At 61.7% G+C, this 18,597-nt stretch carries 16 protein-coding genes and 1 riboswitch; of the genes, 5 read left to right on the forward strand and 11 right to left on the reverse strand.

The features are described 5' to 3' along the window. Positions 1-21: 21 nt before the first annotated feature. Positions 22-1,086: a Rossmann-fold NAD(P)-binding domain-containing protein gene (locus tag ACZ25R_RS08085; RefSeq protein ID WP_472460664.1), complete on the reverse strand. Its 1,065-nt coding sequence runs from the start codon at positions 1,084-1,086 to the stop codon at positions 22-24. Positions 1,087-1,193: 107 nt separating this feature from the next. Here ACZ25R_RS08085 and ACZ25R_RS08090 point away from each other — a divergent pair, with 107 nt between their 5' ends. Beyond that, positions 1,194-1,781: a TetR/AcrR family transcriptional regulator gene (locus tag ACZ25R_RS08090; protein ID WP_472460665.1), complete on the forward strand. Its 588-nt coding sequence runs from the start codon at positions 1,194-1,196 to the stop codon at positions 1,779-1,781. Positions 1,782-1,956: 175 nt separating this feature from the next. Here ACZ25R_RS08090 and ACZ25R_RS08095 read toward each other — a convergent pair whose 3' ends face one another. Next, positions 1,957-2,847 (reverse strand): alpha/beta fold hydrolase, encoded by an 891-nt coding sequence (locus ACZ25R_RS08095; RefSeq protein WP_472460666.1) that lies wholly within the window; start codon positions 2,845-2,847, stop codon positions 1,957-1,959. 121 nt (positions 2,848-2,968) lie between these two features. On the opposite strand from ACZ25R_RS08095, the gene ACZ25R_RS08100 reads away from it, so the two are divergent. Then, a complete protein-coding gene (locus ACZ25R_RS08100; protein ID WP_472460667.1) occupies positions 2,969-3,523 on the forward strand; it encodes a CGNR zinc finger domain-containing protein in 555 nt (184 codons plus the stop codon). Positions 3,524-3,526: 3 nt separating this feature from the next. On the opposite strand, the gene metE is transcribed toward ACZ25R_RS08100, so the two are convergent. After that, the gene (metE, locus tag ACZ25R_RS08105; protein WP_472460668.1) at positions 3,527-5,836 is read right to left on the reverse strand and encodes a 5-methyltetrahydropteroyltriglutamate--homocysteine S-methyltransferase; all 2,310 of its coding nucleotides are present in this window, start codon (positions 5,834-5,836) and stop codon (positions 3,527-3,529) included. Positions 5,837-5,941: 105 nt separating this feature from the next. Further along, a riboswitch (cobalamin riboswitch) is annotated at positions 5,942-6,158 on the reverse strand. A 62-nt stretch (positions 6,159-6,220) separates the two neighbouring features. Further along, positions 6,221-7,525 (reverse strand): MFS transporter, encoded by a 1,305-nt coding sequence (locus ACZ25R_RS08110; RefSeq protein ID WP_472460669.1) that lies wholly within the window; start codon positions 7,523-7,525, stop codon positions 6,221-6,223. A gap of 109 nt (positions 7,526-7,634) precedes the next feature. Between ACZ25R_RS08110 and ACZ25R_RS08115 the strand changes: the two genes are divergently transcribed. Then, positions 7,635-8,213: a TetR/AcrR family transcriptional regulator gene (locus ACZ25R_RS08115; protein ID WP_472460670.1), complete on the forward strand. Its 579-nt coding sequence runs from the start codon at positions 7,635-7,637 to the stop codon at positions 8,211-8,213. Positions 8,214-8,395: 182 nt separating this feature from the next. Here the strand turns inward: ACZ25R_RS08115 and uvrB are convergent, their stop codons facing one another. From uvrB to ACZ25R_RS08135, 4 genes are all read right to left on the reverse strand, one after another. Then, positions 8,396-11,155, reverse strand: coding sequence for an excinuclease ABC subunit UvrB (uvrB, locus tag ACZ25R_RS08120; RefSeq protein ID WP_472460671.1), 2,760 nt, complete (start codon positions 11,153-11,155; stop codon positions 8,396-8,398). 123 nt (positions 11,156-11,278) lie between these two features. After that, positions 11,279-11,536, reverse strand: coding sequence for a SemiSWEET family sugar transporter (locus tag ACZ25R_RS08125; protein WP_223612606.1), 258 nt, complete (start codon positions 11,534-11,536; stop codon positions 11,279-11,281). A 139-nt stretch (positions 11,537-11,675) separates the two neighbouring features. Then, positions 11,676-12,845: an alpha/beta hydrolase gene (locus tag ACZ25R_RS08130; protein ID WP_346307430.1), complete on the reverse strand. Its 1,170-nt coding sequence runs from the start codon at positions 12,843-12,845 to the stop codon at positions 11,676-11,678. Between the two features lie 140 nt (positions 12,846-12,985). Continuing rightward, positions 12,986-14,182 (reverse strand): mandelate racemase/muconate lactonizing enzyme family protein, encoded by a 1,197-nt coding sequence (locus tag ACZ25R_RS08135; protein WP_472460672.1) that lies wholly within the window; start codon positions 14,180-14,182, stop codon positions 12,986-12,988. Between the two features lie 226 nt (positions 14,183-14,408). On the opposite strand from ACZ25R_RS08135, the gene ACZ25R_RS08140 reads away from it, so the two are divergent. Further along, a complete protein-coding gene (locus tag ACZ25R_RS08140) occupies positions 14,409-14,753 on the forward strand; it encodes an acyl-CoA thioesterase (RefSeq protein WP_105733051.1) in 345 nt (114 codons plus the stop codon). Between the two features lie 10 nt (positions 14,754-14,763). Here ACZ25R_RS08140 and ACZ25R_RS08145 read toward each other — a convergent pair whose 3' ends face one another. Then, positions 14,764-15,180, reverse strand: coding sequence for a VOC family protein (locus ACZ25R_RS08145; protein WP_403183830.1), 417 nt, complete (start codon positions 15,178-15,180; stop codon positions 14,764-14,766). Positions 15,181-15,378: 198 nt separating this feature from the next. Between ACZ25R_RS08145 and ACZ25R_RS08150 the strand changes: the two genes are divergently transcribed. Further along, the gene (locus ACZ25R_RS08150; protein ID WP_472460673.1) at positions 15,379-16,563 is read left to right on the forward strand and encodes a low temperature requirement protein A; all 1,185 of its coding nucleotides are present in this window, start codon (positions 15,379-15,381) and stop codon (positions 16,561-16,563) included. 6 nt (positions 16,564-16,569) lie between these two features. Here the strand turns inward: ACZ25R_RS08150 and ACZ25R_RS08155 are convergent, their stop codons facing one another. Together ACZ25R_RS08155 and ACZ25R_RS08160 are read right to left on the reverse strand one after the other, a co-directional pair. Beyond that, a complete protein-coding gene (locus ACZ25R_RS08155; protein WP_472460674.1) occupies positions 16,570-17,547 on the reverse strand; it encodes an extensin-like domain-containing protein in 978 nt (325 codons plus the stop codon). Between the two features lie 120 nt (positions 17,548-17,667). Then, positions 17,668-18,555: a DMT family transporter gene (locus tag ACZ25R_RS08160; protein ID WP_223612612.1), complete on the reverse strand. Its 888-nt coding sequence runs from the start codon at positions 18,553-18,555 to the stop codon at positions 17,668-17,670. Between the last annotated feature and the right edge of the window lie 42 nt (positions 18,556-18,597).

Genomic DNA, 18,597 nt, shown 5'->3' on the forward strand with positions numbered 1-18,597 from the left:
TCCTTAGCATTCCTTTTCCGCTCATGCGCGAGCGATATGCCGCTTCTCCCCGGAAACCCACAGATGGTTTTCCGCATCGGTGCGGCGGAACACCGCGCCGAACTCCTGCATCCGCGCCACCACATAATCCGGCTCCATCAGCCCGTCGGGGAAATACAGCCCCGGCGCCACCTTTTCCCCGCCGGAAAGGCCGAGCAGGCGCTCGACTGCCAATGCCACATGCAGGGCGGTAAGGGGCGCCTGGCCCTGCGGATGGATGATATCCAGACGGGCTGTTGTCTGCTCGCCGGTGTTCAATTCGCCACTGATTTCAATGACGATCTCGGTGGAAAAGGGCTCGCCCCGGCGGCGGCTGGCCGATTCGCCATACGCCATGTCGAAGCGGATGGAGTGCGCACCGGTGGCAACGCCGAGGCTGAGGACATCGAGGGGGGAATAGGCGCTGGCTTCGATCTGCTTTCCATCAATATCCGTGAAACGGCGGTTGGCTTCCGCGCCCGTCACCCAGCGCCATTTGCCGTTCTTGAGCGCCAGCGGATTGGAGGCGGACCGGGTCAGCCGTTCGAAATCGGCAAAGGCGGCCGGCCCGCCCATGTCCTGCTCGTCCAGCACCACCGCAATGGTGATTTCGTCTATCCGGCGGAAGTCTCGGGCCGCCTGAAGCACGGGGAAGGTGGCCGACCCTGCCAGCCATGTACTGGCCATGAGAATCGCCGAACTGTTGGGTTTATGGATGTAATGCGCCATCTCGGGACCGACTTCGAACACCCCGCTGGAAACGCTGAGATAGGGCAGTCCGTGTGTCTGCGCATATTTCAGGCTGTTGAGCGTCTCGTCTTTCACGAACAGCACGACGGCGCTGAAGGCCTTGCCGGCGGGCTGGCCGAGATCGGCCCGGTCAAGATCAATGGAAACCGCCTCGGCATTGCCGAGAGACTTGGCAACTGATTCCGCCTTGGCCAGATCGCGTCCGCCAATGGCGATGGGCAGATCCGGGTGGAGCTTGCGCAGGGTTTGTGCCGCTTGCGAACCGACGATGCCGGATCCACCGATGATGAGGACAGGGGCTGCAATGGTCGTGGACATGGGAATTCCCTTTATGTTACTATAGGTAAGTTACGTTTAGTAATATGTGGGCGCGCGATTGCAAGTCAAGAGGCGGGATTGCTATTCTGATGAAAAAGGGAATCCGCATGAGCAAGACCGCAGCCGCCAAGAAAATGCCGAGAGCCCAGCGGCGGGAGCAGCTCATGGAAACGGCGCTGGGGATCATCCGCACACAGGGAACCGATGCGCTGACCCTCGGCTATCTGGCGGAGCGCGCGGGGGTGAGCAAGCCGATTGCCTATGAGCATTTCGGCACACGCTCCGGCCTTCTGATCGCGCTGTATCAGCAATTGGACCAGCAACAGGTCGATGATTTGCTGGCGGCGCTGGAACAGGCACCGAAGCAGCTGGCGAGTGTTGCCCGGCTGATGAGCGAGGCCTATATGGCCTGCTACCGCTCCATAGGCCCGGAATGGCACGCCATCTCCGCTGCGCTCAAGGGCGATGAGGAGATGGAAACATTTCAAAAAGCGCTGATCGACGGCTATGTCGATCTCTACCGCACCGCGCTGGCACCCTATTCGGCGCTTTCTGCGGGTGATCTGCGCTTGCGCTGTGTGGGCATCATCGGCGCTGCCGAGGCCATTTCACGGGAAATGACCTGCGGCTGCGTCGACGAGGCCACCGCATCCGCCGCCCTGGGATCGCTGATCCTGCAATGGGTGGCCAACTGATACCGGATTTGCATCGCGGTGTTGCGTGGTTCGCCCTTCGACAAGCTCAGGAAGCTCACCATGAGGGAGGTGGTTTGGTGCAAGGCAAATCACAATCGCTGCAGACTTATAACTCCCTGCAATCCTCAACATCCCTCATGGTGAGCTTGTCGAACCACGCACTACAGTTTTTGCTTTAGATGCTTACCGTCCGCCCAAGAAACTCCCGCATCAGCACGGCGACTTCTTCGGCATGGTCTTCCAGAAGAAAATGCCCGCCATCGAAAATATGCAGCTCAGCATCGGGCAGTTGTCCGGCATAGGCTCTGGCCCCGGCAAGCGCGAAGAACGGGTCATGCTTGCCCCAGGTGATCAGCATGGGCGGCTGGTGCTCGCGGAAATAGGCGTGAAAATGCGGGTACTGCTTGAGGTTTGACTGGTAATCATGGAGCAGGTCGAGCTGGGCCTCGGCAATGCCGGGACGGTCAAGGCCGTTCTGCGCGTGGGTCCAGGCATCGGGGCTGATGCGGGCCGGATCTTTCGCACCGAACAGGTATTGGCCTCTTGTGTCCTCGATCGAGAGGTGGCGGTGCATGGCGGCCTCCGTCTCCGCATTGCGGTCGGCCCACAGGCGGCGCGCGGCGGCAAAGCCGTCCGACAGGCCTTCTTCATGCGCCACGGCGTTCTGCACGACAATCGCCGTCACCCGTTCGGGGTGGCGGGAGGCGAGGCGGAAACCGACGGGGCCGCCGAAATCCTGCGCGTAAAGGGCGTAGCGCTTGAGGCCGAGCTTCCGGGTGAATGCGTCGATGATGTCGGCGAGATGGTCGAACGTATAGCGAAACGTCGTGTGGGACGGGGCGTCGCTGTAGCCCGAGCCGGGATAATCCGGCGCGACAACGTGGTAGCGGTCGGCCAGCAACGGAATGAGATCGCGGAACATATGCGACGAGGTGGGAAAGCCGTGCAGCAGGAGCAGCGTCGGCGCGTCCTTCGGCCCTGCTTCGCGATAGAAAATCTTGAGACCGTCGATCTCTTCGGTCCGGTAGCTGATCACCGGGCGTGCGTGTTCGTTCGATTGTGACATCGTTCCTGCTCCTGTTGGATGGGTATTTTCACCGTCTAAAGTACGTTTTGATGGTTACTCAAATAGAGTAACTTGTCAAATTGAATTTTGATGGTTACTTCTAGGGATGAAAGGACATGCGATGCCGTTCATTTTTCTGGGCAATGCCCTCTGGCTGGATTTCATCAACACGCAGATCATCGATGGCGCGCTCATCGATCTCATCGGCAATGACGGTGCGTTTCTGCAGTGGGCGAAGACGGCCGATCTTCAGGCTGACGAGGATGATGCGGCCACGTTCGACGCGGCCCTGACCGAGGCGCAGGCGTTCCGTGCGCACTTGCGCGGGGCGGCGGACAGTCTCGCGGCCGGGACGGCGCTCAATCCTGCCTTTGTCGCCGATATCAACCGGCGCATGGCTGAGCATCCGGTTGCGACGGTTCTGGAGCATTCAGGCAGCGGGTGGGCGACCAGCGCAAAGCCTGTCACCAGCGGGCCGCAAAGCGTATTGGCTGCAATCGCCACTGACTTTGCCCGGTTTGTTTCCACCGAAGCGACGAATGTCCGCCACTGCAGCAATGAGCGCTGCTGCATCGTGTTCTACGACACCAGCAAGAATCACACGCGCCGCTGGTGCAGCATGGAAACGTGCGGCAACCGGGCCAAAGCTGCCGGTCGCCGCGCGCGTGTTCACTGACGTCTATTGCTCAAGTCGCAGAAGCTTTGCGGCTTCGACCATGTTGACGAGGGCTGGTTTCACCTCTTCCCATTTGCGGGTTTTCAGGCCGCAATCGGGATTGACCCAAATCTGGTCGGGATCAAGATTCTTCCGGGCCTTGCGCAGCAGGCCAGCCATTTCATCCACCGGCGGGATGCGCGGTGAATGGATATCATAGACACCCGGCCCGATCTCGTTGGGATAATGGTAGGTCACGAACGCATCGAGCAGTTCCATTTTCGACCGTGATGTCTCGATGGAGATTACATCCGCATCCATGGCCGCAATGGAGTCGATGATATCGTTGAACTCCGAATAGCACATATGCGTGTGGATCTGCGTTTCGTCCTGAACGCCTGAAGCGGACAGGCGGAAACATTCGGTGGCCCAGTCGAGATAGGCAGCCCAATCGGCCCGGCGGATGGGCAGGCCTTCGCGGATGGCCGGTTCGTCGATCTGGATGATGCGGATTCCGGCTTTTTCCAGATCGCTCACTTCATCCCACAATGCCAGTCCGATCTGGCGGCAGACCTGATCGCGCGGAAGATCGTCGCGCACGAACGACCATTGCATCATGGTCACCGGCCCCGTCAGCATTCCCTTCATGGGCTTGTTCGTCAGCGACTGGGCGTAGGCTGCCCATTCGACCGTCATCGCCTGCGGGCGGCTGACATCGCCGAAAATGACTGGCGGGCGGACGCAGCGCGAGCCGTAGCTCTGCACCCAGCCATGCCGGGTGAAGGCAAAGCCCGACAGTTGTTCGCCGAAATACTGCACCATGTCATTGCGCTCGAATTCCCCGTGCACCAGCACATCGATGCCGATTTCCTCCTGCCAGCGGATGGAATTTTCCGTTTCCTTGCGCAGCAGGGCGGCATAGGCATTTGCGGTCAGCGCCCCCTTGCCATGTTCCGCCCGCGCCTTGCGCACCCCTTCCGTCTGCGGAAAGGAACCGATGGTGGTGGTCGGAAAATCCGGCAGCCCCAGCGATTTCTGCTTTTCCCGGCGGGCGGGATAGGGGCTTTGACGCCGCGACAGTTCCGCCGTCACCGCCTGCAGGCGCCGCTTGACCGCCGCATCATGAATTTTGCTCGACGTCCTGCGGGTTTGCACTGCCGTCGCGGCCGCTGCCAGTTCATCCCGGACGCTGTCCCGCCCGGTGTTGATCGCCCTGCCAAGGATCGACAATTCCTCAAGCTTCTGCGTGGCAAAGGCCAGCCAGCTCTTGAAGTCAGGGTCGATGTCCGTTTCAAGTTCGAGATCGACAGGCGTGTGCAGCAGCGAACAGGATGGGGCGAGAATGAGGTGATCTGTTCCCCGCTGGCTGATCACCGGTTCGATACGCCGCAGGACGGCCTCGAGATCGGCCCGCCAGACATTGCGGCCGTCGATGACGCCGAGCGACAGGACAAGTCCGGCAGGCGCTTGGGTTACGATCGTCTGGAGCTGCTGCGGTGCACGGCACAGGTCGAGATGCAGGCCGGCAACGGGCAGCCCGAGCGCCAGGTCGAGATTGTCGCCAAGCGCACCGAAATAGGGCGTCAGCAACAGTTTCAGGCGGGGAAGGGCGCGCGCGAAGAATTCATATGCCACGCGGAATGCCGTCTGCGTGCTTTCATCGAGATCGAGCACCAGTGCGGGCTCGTCGATCTGCACCCATTCGGCGCCGTTGGCGGAGAGGCGGCGCAGAATTTCCGTATAGACCGGCAGGAGACCCGGAAGGAGTGATAGGGGGTCGAGCTGTGCGTCCTTGCTCTTGGCCAGTTTGAGGAATGTAACCGGCCCGAGAATCACCGGGCGCGTGTCAAAGCCCTGCTCCTTCGCTTCGCGGTATTCGTCGACCGGCTTGTTGGAACCGAGGGTGAATTCCTGCCCCTTTGTCAGTTCGGGCACCATGAAATGATAGTTGGTATCGAACCACTTCGTCATTTCCTGTGCGGCCACCCCGTGGCGGGTGCAGGCGCCGTGATCATGGCCGCCCTGGCTGCCGCGCGCCATGGCGAAATAGGTTTCGGGCGAAACCGGTCCGCCTTGCCATTCGTAGCTCTGGGGCACTGCGCCCAGCATGACGCTTGTATCCAGCACGTGGTCATAGAGCGAGAAATCATTGCTGGGTATGTGATCGAGGCCGAGCTTCTGCTGCAAGGCCCAGTTCTCCTCACGCAACCCGGCGGCGATATCCTGCAGGGTGACGATATGGGACTGGCCCGACCAGAATTTTTCCAGCGCGAATTTCAGTTCGCGCCGTTTGCCGATCCGCGGAAAACCCAGATTGCTTGTGGTGATAGACATAGTTCTTTACCCCGATGGTTGAGGGCAAAGGTCAGGCGTACGCATGCAGGAAATACGGGCGCCCAAGACGTCCGCTTGCAAGCGACACACCGGACACCCCGCCCGTGGACGTTATCTATCGAGGCAGGTCTCCTGGCTTGCGGGTCGGTGCTCTCGTCAGGCCTTCCCGATCCGTCCTGGGATCAGTGACACGAAATTGACGAGAACTCGCCGCTTACAGTTGCGGGGGCAGCTCCGGATTGGACCGCTGGCAGCGATCGCACCGTATTCCCTCTTAGCTCTGCGCCCGAAGGCGCAGAGAACCACGATGCGGGGTATGGTAGGCGCGTGCCCGTAGGCTGTCAATAACACATAAAGACATATTTATATGGTTACATCTTCAGTTCAGTGCGCGATGGCGGGTTCGCCGACGCGGTCGTCCTTGCTGCTCTTGCGGATGGTCAGCGCCAGCAGCGCGGCGATCAGGCACAGGATGCCGGCGGTGAAGAAGGCCGGGAGGTAGCTCGCATATTCCGTACGGGCAAAACCGCCGCCATAGGCCGCCGACGCTGCGCCGAGCTGGTGACCGGCAAAGACCCAGCCGAACACCATGCCGGCCTTCTCCCGGCCAAACCGGTCCGTTGCCAGCTTGACCGTCGGCGGCACGGTGGCGATCCAGTCGAGGCCGTAGAACATGGCGAACAGCGACAGGCCGTAGATCGAGAAATTGCTGTAGGGCAGGAACAGCAGCGAGGCGCCGCGCAGGCCGTAATACCAGAACAGCAGCCAGCGGTTATCGACCCGGTCGGACAGCCAGCCGGAGCCGATCGTGCCGAAGAAATCGAAGAAACCCATCATGGCGAGCACGCTGGCGGCGGTGACGGCCGCAAGCCCGTAATCACCGCAGAGCGCGACGAAGTGGGTCTGGATGAGGCCGTTGGTGCTGGCGCCGCAGATGTAGAAGGTGGCAAATAGCACCCAGAACGTGCTGGTGCGGGATATTTCCTTGAGGGTGGCCAGCGGCAGGATGATGAGCGACAGCAGACCGCCGGTAATCGGTGCGGTCTTGGCCACGTCCTTCTCGCCATAGGCGGGCAGGCCGACATCGGATGGGCGGTCCCGCATCAGCAGGAAGACGGCGGCCGCTGCGACGGCGAGCAGGGCGCAGACCATCATGGTCGCCGCGCGCCAGCCGTAGTTTTCACTGATGGAGGCCATGAGCGGCATGAAAGCCAGCTGCCCGGTGGCCGAGCTTGCGGTCAGCATGCCCAGCACCAGCCCGCGCCGGTCGGTGAACCAGCGGGTGGCAACTGTCGCACCGAGCACCATGGCGGTCAGGCCGGTGCCGAAACCGATCACCACGCCCCACAGCAGGATGAGCTGCCAGATCTGCGTCATACCGAGGGACAGGAAGGAGCCGCCGGCGATCAGCGCAAGCGCCACGCACACGACCTTCCGCACGCCGAAATAGTTCATGAACGCCGCAGCGAATGGCCCCATCAGCCCGAACAGCAGCAGCCGGATGGAAAAGGCGGTGGCGATCTGTTCCGTCGTCCAGCCGAATTCCTTTTCCAGCGGCACGATGAGCACGCCCGGGGCGCCGACGGCCGCCGCCGTCACAAGCATGGTGAGGAAGGTGACGGATACGACGACCCAGCCATAGTGGACATTGCGCCGGGCGAGCGCGGCAGCGAGAGGCGATGAAATCATGTTCGTGTTCCCTGGAGGGTAATCGGCTTTTAGATGATGGTCATCATATTGACTATTGATGACGGTCATCATATAAATTGTCAATGCAGTTTTTTTGAAGGATTGTTTCATGCGCGTCAGCAGGGACCAGGCAGCACAGAACCGCGCCCGCATCATCGAGATCGCCGGACAGCAGTTCCGCGAAAAGGGTTTTGACGGCATCGGCGTCGCCGATGTGATGAAAAGCGCGGGGCTCACCCATGGCGGTTTCTATGGTCATTTCAATTCGAAGGATGACCTGATCGCCGAGGCCTGCGCGGCGGCCATGGCTTTGTCGGTCCGGCGGTGGACCAGCCTGTCCGAGGCGTCGCCTGACGATGCGCTCGGCGCGATCACCCAATCCTATCTGGCGGGTGATGCCCATGGCGAGGGACAGATGAGCGGCTGCATGATGGCCGCATTGGCGCCGGATATCGCCCGTCGCGGCGGTCCCGTCCGTTCGCGTTTCACCGAGGGCACCAAGGCGCTTCTCGATATTCTCGTTAACGCCGTGACCGGCCGCAGCAAAGCCCGGCAGCGCGAAAAGGCCATCGCCATCATGGCGGGGCTGGTGGGCACCGTGGTGCTGGCGCGCGCCGTGGACGACCCCGATTTTGCCAGGGAGATCAAACGGGTCGGTGCGGAGGTGTTCGGCAGGGATGCGGAGTAGGGAGGGGATTTACACCCCCCTCTGCCCTGCCGGGCATCTCCCCCACAAGGGGGGAGATCAGCTTTCAGAACCGTTCAGCCAATCTTCGGCATCGAAAAGAACGCGAAACCATTGATGCCGACGTGATCTCCCCCCTTGTGGGGGAGATGGGCGGCAGCCCAGAGGGGGGTGAGTATTCTGATCTACCGCCCCGGACGCCCCGTTTTGCCCGGCCGGCGTTTCTTGCGCGCATCGTTTGCGTCCTCATAGGAGCCGATGCCGCTGCGCTCGCGGCGAATGATGGTATCGTCATTCCGGTTCGTGCCGCCGGGACCGGCTGGTTTTTCCGGCACGGCGCCGCGCACGGGCTTTTCGGTCCGGCCGACAGTCATCTCGTCCAGCGTGTTCTTGCGGAACAGCGGCGAGTTCGGATCGCTGTTCTCGTCAGTGACCACGCGGTGCATGGCGCGGCCGGCATTGTGCCGGCCCTTGGTGCGGCCGCTGACCGGGCTTTCCAGTTCCACTTCGCGCGCCATCGGGTCGTCCGATATGGCCAGCTCCGTCTCGCGCAGCCGCTTGATTTCGTCGCGCAGCCGTGCCGCCACTTCGAAGTCGAGATCGTCGGCAGCCTCGCGCATCTGCTTTTCCAGATGTTCGAGGTGCGATTTGAGGTTGTTGCCCATCATCGCGCCGGACTCGGCAAAGCCGGAAATATCGGCCCGGACGTGATCGCGCTCGTACACGCTGTTGAGGATGTCGCCGATGTTCTTCTTGATGCTGGCGGGCGTGATCCCGTTGGCCGTGTTGTAGGCTTCCTGTTTCTCGCGGCGGCGGCTGGTTTCGGCCATGGCCCGTTCCATCGAACCGGTCACATGATCGGCATAAAGAACGACCTTGCCATCAACGTTGCGGGCGGCGCGGCCGATGGTCTGGATCAGCGATGTTTCCGAGCGCAGGAATCCTTCCTTGTCCGCATCGAGAATGGCGACGAACCCGCATTCGGGAATGTCTAGGCCCTCGCGCAGCAGGTTGATGCCGACGAGCACGTCGAAGGCGCCGAGCCGCAGGTCACGCAGGATTTCGATGCGCTCGAGCGTATCGATGTCCGAGTGCATGTAGCGCACGCGGATGCCCTGCTCGTGCAGATATTCCGTCAGATCTTCCGCCATGCGCTTGGTCAGGACAGTGACCAGCGTGCGGTAGCCCTTTGCCGATGTCTCGCGGATTTCGCCGAGAACGTCGTCGACCTGCGATTTGGCCGGACGCACTTCGACCGGCGGATCGATCAGGCCGGTCGGCCGGATGACTTGCTCGGCGAACACGCCGCCGGCTTCTTCCATTTCCCAATTGCTCGGGGTCGCCGAAACCGCAACGGTCTGCGGACGCATGGCGTCCCATTCCTCGAAACGCAGCGGACGGTTGTCCATGCACGAGGGCAGGCGGAAGCCGTACTCGGCCAGCGTTGCCTTGCGCCTGAAGTCGCCCTTGTACATCGCGCCGATCTGCGGAACGGTCACATGGCTTTCGTCGATGAAAACAAGCGCATTGTCGGGGATATATTCAAACAGCGTGGGTGGCGGCTCGCCCGGCTTGCGGCCGGTGAGGTAACGCGAATAGTTCTCGATGCCGGCGCAGGAACCGGTGGCCTCGAGCATTTCCAGGTCGAAAGTGCAGCGCTGCTCCAGCCGCTGCGCTTCGAGCAGGCGTCCCGCCTGGTTGAGTTCCACCAGCCGGTGCTTCAGCTCTTCCTTGATCGACTTGATCGCCTGGTTCAGCGTCGGGCGCGGCGTCACATAGTGCGAGTTCGCGTAAATCTTCACCTGGCTGAGGTCACCGGTCTTCTGCCCCGTCAGCGGGTCGAATTCCGTGATCGTCTCGATCTCGTCGCCGAACATGGAAATGCGCCAGGCCCGGTCCTCAAGGTGGGCCGGGAACAGTTCGATCGTGTCGCCGCGCACCCGGAACGAACCACGGGTGAAATCCATCTCGCGCCGCTTGTACTGCTGCGCCACCAGATCGGCGAGCAGCGCCCGCTGGTCGAGCCGGTCGCCGATCTTCATCTCGAAGGTCATGGCCGTATAGGTCTCGACCGATCCGATACCGTAGATGCAGGAGACGGAGGCGACGATGATCACGTCATCGCGTTCCAACAGCGAACGGGTGGCCGAGTGGCGCATCCGGTCGATCTGCTCGTTGATCGACGATTCCTTCTCGATGAACGTATCCGAGCGCGGCACATAGGCTTCCGGCTGGTAGTAATCGTAATAGGAAACGAAATACTCGACCGCATTGTTGGGGAAGAAGGATTTGAACTCGCCGTAGAGCTGCGCCGCCAGCGTCTTGTTGGGCGCGAGGATCAGGGCCGGGCGCTGGGTCTCCTCGATGACCTTGGCCATGGTGAAGGTCTTGCCCGAACCGGTGACACCCAAAAGCACCTGGGTCTTGTCATCGTCGGCAATGCCGGAGACGAGATCGCGGATGGCCGTCGGCTGGTCGCCCGAGGGCTGGAAATCGGTTTCCATGCGGATGGCAATGCCGCCTTCGGATTTCGAAGGGCGGGCAGGGCGGTGCGGCTGCCAGGCCGTGCCGTTCTTGAACAGCGGATTGCCGCTTTCGATCAGGGCGGAGAGCGCGGCAACGGTGGCGGTGGCGCCGCCTGCGGGCAGGTTGGCGGTGTCCTCCAACGCGATATCCAGGCCGGCGACCGGGTTCAGTCCGGCCGCGGCGCGCGTCTTCGGATCGCTCGATCCGCCGATGGAGGTGCCGCGCGAGGTCCTGGAACTGCTGGTTGACTTGGCCACTGCCTTCTTCGGCTTCGTCACCTTGGGCTGCGGCTTGGCCGTTTCCTCGGAAATCTGCTTGGCCCAATCGCTGATCGAACCGGAGAGCGGTGTGCCTTCCAGTTCCGATTGCGACGCTTCGCCGAAACCATCCGCGTTATATTTGTCAGGAGATTTAACCATGGGTTGAATATGGTGGGAGTCCGGCAAAATGGAAAGAGCCAAGTCCGCAAAAGTCGCCGGAAGCGGCAGGCTCCTGACATAAGGTTGTCAGGAGGATTGTCAGGGTGCGTCCTGTTCGGGGTATCAGCCGTAGCGCAGCTTGAGACCGAGAATGGTCAGGATCAGCAGCAGCGTCGTGGCGTTTGCCGCGATGACCGGCCAGGAACTGATCATGATACCGTAGAACAGCCAGAGCAACACGCCAAGTGCCAGCGAAGCATTGCTGATGAGCGAAATGCTGCCGGTTTCCCGGTGCCGAACGATCTTGATGATCTGCGGAACCCAGCACAGGGTGGTGATCAAGGCAGCAAGACTGCCAACGAGCTCGATATGGAGAGGCACGGACCGATCTTTCAGAAAAAGAGAGAATTGATATATGAGCGAATTCTTCAAAAAAATACAGCGGAATCATGACTTAACCAACAATCCGCGATAAAAATTTATGTCGCGGATTGTTGGTTTCGTGTCTCCCGCCGGCGGCCTACTGAACGGCGCCAAGAAGCCGGGCGGGAAGATAGATCACAAGCGACGCTGCGCCTGTTATGACGGAGGTGCCATCGGCGAGAACGGACTGCCCGGCGGGTGTCTCATCACCGGACAGCACTTTCTGCGACAATTGCCCGCTGCGCACCATGTTCATCAGCGTCGGCGAGCTTGCAAATACCCCATGCGACCCGCCGTCGAGGTCGGACGCATCGAGGACGACGATGCCGAGTTTCTGCAGCACGGCGATGCTGGAGCCGTCGCCGACGCGCGGGTGGCCGCCGGTAATCCGTCCTGACACGCTCAGGGCACTGTCGGCGCGGGAAACCAGCACGGTAAAGGGTTTTGGCAGTTCGCCGATATCCCGGACCTGTCCCTGGAACACGTCGATATCGATGTCCGGCGCCGCCAGCATGACGCCCGACAGGCGGCGGAACACGTCGCGATGGCCGGTCTGCGCCAGTTGGCTCAGGGCTTCCATGACCACGAACGAGCCCATGGAATGGCCGACCAGCAGGATTTTCGTCGCCTTCGTCGCCGCGGCCAGTTGCAGAAGTTCGGCAAGACCGTCGCGGCCATAGGTGGCGCTGTCGCGGTCGTAGACGTAAAGGCCGAGCGAACCCGCCGAGGGCCAGGAATAGTGGACGGAAACGGCGGGAAGGCCGTAATCATAGGCGAACTGCGCCTGCCGGAAGACGCTGTCGGCAAAATTGTTGTTGTAGCCGTGGACGAAAACAAACAGCTCGCGCTGGTTGGCGGGACGTTTGGCCAGTTCCGCGTTGATCTTCTCGACGAAGACCTGCTTGCTGCCGTAGGGCTGGAACGCCGTTGCGGCAAAATCCCGGGCCGGATTGGGTTTGCTGCTGCTCTTTTCCACTTCGCCGCGCTTGTGGTTCGGCGGGATGCCGACATCGACGCGGGCAAAATTGAGGGTTGGGGAGCGCTTGGCCGAATAGGGCAGGGAGAGATTGTCCGACCGCTCGCGGCTGGTCGCGACGAAGATCGGAATGACGGCCTTGGGTCCGGTCTTGTCGTTCAGCACCGGCGCGGGCACCGCCGCATTGGCCTTGACGACGTGTTGGGATGTGAGACCCAGCACAGCACGGCCACCGCACCCTGTCAGCACAAGCATCACGAGCAGAAAGGCCGACAAGCGGGATACGGTCATGAACACACTCCGGACAGCACTCCGGAAGTTAGAACCAGTATTTCGGCCGCACTGCAACTTAAAAGCACTGCCCGGCGGGCGGCAGGCACGCCGAACTGCCGCCGGCGTGACAATTTTTCAACAACCGGGTGCTGCGGCGATCAGACGATCAGCGGGTCGCGGCCCATGTTCAGATGCAGCTCGTGGCCATCATAGGCATGGGCTTCGGCCACCGCTTCGTCGAGTTCGACGCCAAGGCCCGGCGCCGTCGGCGGGATGACATAGCCGTTTTCCCATTGAAGCGGCGTCTTGAGCAGCTCGGCATGGAACCCGCCAAAGGCCTGGATGCATTCGAGAATGAGGAAATTCGGGCTGCAGGTGGAAAGCTGGATATTGGCCGCGCCGACGATCGGTCCGCAATAGAGATGCGGGGCGATCTGCGCATGAAACGTTTCAGCCATGCCGGCGATCTTCTTGGCCTCCAGAATGCCGCCGACACGACCCAGATCCATCTGCAGGATATTGGCGGCACGGTTTACCAGCACCCGCTGAAACTCATATTTCGTGGCGAGGCGTTCGCCCGTCGCCACGGGGATCGTGGTGTGCTGCTGCACATAGGCCATATTCTCCGGCATATCAGGCGGGACCGGTTCTTCGAACCACAAGGGATCGTAGGGCTCGAGCCGTCTGGCCAGCCGCACGGCGCTGGTCGGTGTCATCTGGCCATGGGTGCCGAACAGGATATCCGCCTTGGCGCCGACAGCCTCGCGCACAAGACGCACAAATTTTTCGCCGAGATCGAGTTCTTCGAGCGAGAGCTGGCGCGGGTCGAAGGAGGTGTAGGGCGCGACCGGATCGAATTTCACGGCGGTGTAGCCCTGCGCCACATACTCCGCGGCGCGCTCCGCCGAGGCTTCGGCATTCCAGTAGATCGCCGAGGTCTCGCCCAGCTCGGGTTTGGGATAGAGATAGGTGTAGCTGCGCAGCCGCTCGTGCACCCGCCCGCCCAGCAATTCGTAGACGGGCTTGTCGGCTTCCTTGCCGATGATATCCCAGCAGGCCATTTCCAGCGCCGATACGGCGCCCATGATGGTCACGTCAGGACGCTGGGTGAAGCCGCCGGAATAGGCGCGGCGGAAAAACCGCTCGATGTGGTGCGGGTCCTGGCCGATCAGCCAGCGCTCGGCGACGTCCTCGATCACCTTGCGCATGACCTGCGGGCTGACCGTCGAATTGTAGGCCTCGCCATAGCCGACGACACCGGAATCGGTGGTGAGCTTGACGAAGATGAACCACGTGCCTCCAAACGATGGCGGCGGGTTGCCGACGACGAAGGTTTTTACATCGGTGATTTTCATGGCCTGCTCCGGTGGTTCACTGTCCGCCCGACCCTAAGGGAGAGGGCGCGCATGTCAAAAACCGTGCAACGACCCCGCATGTCGGCTTTCTGACAGTTCTTGCACAGAAGGTCTTTCCATTGCCTCTATTGCACTGCATCATAAGCCCATATGCACATGCCTATGGAGACCGGACGTGAGTGAAGAAACCAAGCCGATCGGCGAACTGACCCTGCGCACGCTTGCCATGCCTGCGGATGCCAATGCCGCCGGCGATATTTTTGGCGGCTGGGTCATGGCACAGATGGACTTGTCCTGCGGTATCCGCGCGGCGGAACGGGCACGCGGCCGGGTGGTGACGGCGGCGGTGAAGGAAATGGCCTTCGCCAAGCCGGTCAAGATCGGCGATACGCTGTGCGTCTACACGCATATCGAACATGTCGGGCGCACCTCCATCACGCTGAAGGTGGAAGCATGGGCGCAACGCTACCTCTCCGACCTGATGGAGCGGGTCACCCATGCGGATTTCGTCATGGTGGCGCTTGATACATCGGGCAAGCCGACGCCGGTGCCGCCGGAAACCAAGGCCTGAGGTCCAGACCCTAGCCTCCGATCATATACTTGTCCCAGAAACCGGCCTGCGGTTCGCTCTGCTCGACAATGTCGATCCACAGGCCCGACGGATCGTGAAAACCGAAACGGCGCTGGCCGAAAGGCTCATCGGTCAGCGGATATTCCACCTGCAATCCGCTCGCGGTGACCTTTTCGAAAGCCGCCGCCGCGTCATCCACCTGCAGCTCGAAACACATGCCTTTGCCGCCAAAGCTTTCCGGGCCGGGCGGCGCCGACGGGTGGTCCGGCGTCATGAAGGCGATGGAGGCCGTATGGTCCTCGCCCGCGAGCCAGCAGAACCATGTGCTGTCAAAACCGCTGGTGAAGCCGAGATGCCGTATCCAGAAATCGCGGCAAGCCTCTTTTTTCTCGGTGACGATGATCGGATAGCGGTCCGTGAAGCGCATGGTAAGCCTTTCCCAATGGTGGTGATTTGCGGCATTAGAAGCAGTCGGCGTGGCGATGACAAGGGCGTTTTGTCAGTAGTCTTCACACGCCCGCTTGCGGGATACATGCACCATCCTGTGGTTAAGATCGCAAAAGGCTTGGATTGGCGGCATTAATCAGGCAGCGTTTTTTCAGGGTCTGATGTTGGAGGGCGATGCATGGCACTGTCTGGGGCAATCCGGAATTACGCGCGTATACGGGGCGGGAGCGACAGCGCGAAAGTCGATTTCGTCGAATTGTTCTTCGATCTCGTCTTCGTCTTTGCCGTCACCCAGATTTCGCACTTCCTGCTGCATGACCTCAGCCTCAAGGGGCTTGGCGAAAGCGCGCTGCTGCTCGCGGCGGTCTGGTGGGTGTGGGTCTACACGGCGTGGGTGACCAACTGGCTCGATCCGACGACGCCGCCGGTCCGGGTGATGCTGTTCGTGCTGATGCTGGCGGGGCTGGTGCTGTCAACGTCCATACCCACGGCCTTTGCCGGCCGCGGGCTGGTTTTTGCCCTGGCTTTCGTCACCATGCAGCTGGGCCGCTCGCTCTTCGTCATGTGGGCGATGCGCCACCACAACCGCTCCAACTACCTGAACTTCGTGCGCATCTCGATCTGGCTTGGCGTTTCCGCCGTGTTCTGGATCAGCGGCGGGCTGGCCGATCCGGAAAACCGGGTGTTTTTCTGGCTGGTTGCGCTGCTGATCGAACTGGCGGGTCCGGCGCTGGGCTTCCGCACCCCCGGCCTTGGCGCCTCGACGACGGCGGACTGGGACGTGGACGGCGACCATATGGCCGAGCGCGCCGCGCTGTTCATCATCATTGCGCTCGGCGAATCCATCCTTGTATCCGGGGCGACATTCGCCGAGCAGGAATGGACCTTCATTTCATTCTCGGCGTTTCTGACCACCTTCGTGGCTTCGGTGGCCATGTGGCTGATCTATTTCAACGTCGGGCAACTGCGCGCGCACCACAAGATCGCCTCGACCGACGATCCCGGCCGCATCGCCCGCGTCGCCTATACCTATATCCATGTGCTGCTGGTGGCCGGCATCATCGTGGTGGCCGTTTCCGATGAACTGGTGCTGGCGCATCCGCTCGGCCATTCCGCGCCCTCGGTGCTCTGGACCTCGATCGGCGGAACGGCGCTCTATCTCATCGGCAACCTGCTGTTCAAGGGCTATGTGGAGGGCAGGCCACCGCTGTCGCATATGGCGGGACTGGTCCTGTGCGCCGCTCTGGCCTTTGCGGGCGGTGCGCTCTCGCCGCTCGTGCTCGGTGCTGCAACCAGCCTGATCCTGATCGTGGTGACGATCTGGGAATATGTCGGCCGGATCAGGGAACCCGGCCACCATTAGGACGCGCTAGCGGCAGGCGCGATGGCCGTTGCGCCGCTGCATCAGGTCGAAGTGGAAATGGTCGCGGTGGAAAATATCGTAGCCGGGGCCGAGCACCGTGGTGAAGTAGTCGCAGGCATCGGAGCGGACATTGTTGAGCAGGCCGCGCTGCCGGAAGGCGAAGAACCCCGGCTTCTGCACCTTGATGTCGGTGCCGTTGTTCAGGGTGATCTTGGCGATGTCCAGCGCATTGCCCTTGGAATGTTCGGACATGTTGGCGCCCGGCCGGTTGCTCATGGTGCGGCAGGAATAGCTCGAGGCCTGATGAATAGTGTTGACGCCGGAGAGATAGCGCAGCCGCGTCGACGGCTGCAGGTCGCCCTTGACCCAGCGGGCAAAGGCAAGGGTCATCTGGCAGTTCAGCGTCGCACTGGGTTTCAGCCGGATCTGGCCGCTGGCGAAGCCGCTGACCGTCAGCGGGTTGTCGATACGGCACACGCCGCCATCATTGATCGGCGCGTGCTCCTGAAAGACGACGCCAAGCTGCTTGAGCTGGGTCCGGCAGGCGATCTCACCGGCGGGTATGGCGTAGCGGCTTTCGCTGCGCGCCATGGGATCGCGCAGACCGCCGCCGGCATAGCCGTAATTCTGTTCGCGGCTGGTCAGCGCGTGGTTTTCTTCCGTCATCACGGGCTCTGCCGCCGCCAGGTTCTGTTCCTGCGCCACCGGCTGGTCGGCTTCATTGTTGGCAATGCGGTTTTCTTCACCGGCCAGGGAATTGTCAGCCATTGAATTGTCGGGGGCAGCTGTGTCGGGCGTCACGTCCGCGGCGGGCGCCACCGCTATATAGTCGCCGGACTCCGCAGGGCTCGCGCCATGGCCGACATTGGCCTGCGGGCGGCGCACATCGCCCATGCCGCAGGCGCTGAGCGCGGTTGCCGTGCACAGGACAAAGATGGTCGCAAGGCGCCGCAAGGGCACGGCGGACGACAACGCAAAACTCATGTCACCACATCCTTTTCGCCTGAAACCAAGCGCAGAGATGGATAAAATAAGACCAAAGTGTAAAGGAAAGGTCAGCGGCGGTGGTAATGCCTGTGTCGGCAACAAGGCAGGAATTGCACCCTAGGCGGCATCCGTCCGGTTGCGCAGGGCGGGGACGATTTCAACCGTGATCATGGCGATGAAGATCAGCGCACAGCCGATCATGCCGTGGACCGTCATGCGCTCACCGAGGAGGATGGCACCGAAGAGCGCCGCGAACAGGGCTTCGGAGGAAAGCATGATGGCCGCCTGCGGCGCGCTGGTATAGCGCTGGCCGACCGCCTGCAAGGTGAAGGCAATGCCGCAGGAGAACACGCCGCCGAAGAGGATCGCCGGCCAGGACAGCATGACCGATGGCCAGTTGAACGGTTCCATGAATGCGGCGAGGGTAAAGCCGAACACGGCGCAGGTCAGGAACTGCACGAAGGAAAGCATGAACGGCCGGCCGTTTTCATGCGCGAGACGGTTGATGAAGATGATCTGCAGCGCCCAGAAGACGGCGCACAGGATGGTCAGCCAGTCGCCGGTCGTCAGGTTGTTGAGCTGCCCGCCCGACAGGAGATAGATGCCGCCCAGCGCCGTCAGCGCACAGGGCCAGACGATCGGGCTCGGCCAGCTCCAGAACAGCATGACGCCGAGGATCGGCACCATCACCACATAGAGGCCGGTGAGAAAGCCGGAATTGGTGACCGTTGTCGTGGCAAGGCCCATCTGCTGCAGAACCGAGCCGATGGACAGGAACAGGCCGATGAAGATGAAGCTGCCGTAGTCCCGGCGGGTGAGGCGGTGTTTCGCCAGCCGTGCTTCGCGCCATGCCAGCGGCGCAACGGTGAGGCTTGCCAGGGCAAAGCGCAGTCCGATGAACAGAAAGGCGCCGACATTGCCGACGGCACTCGCCTGCGCGACAAAACCGAGGCCCCAGATGGCGCCTGCGACAAGCAGCAACAGATTGGCACGGCCTTGCGTCATGATGAATCCACAGAATATCCGCGGTCATCCCTTGCCCGCAAC

The sequence above is a fragment of the Phyllobacterium sp. RCAM01083 genome (genome assembly GCF_055685835.1).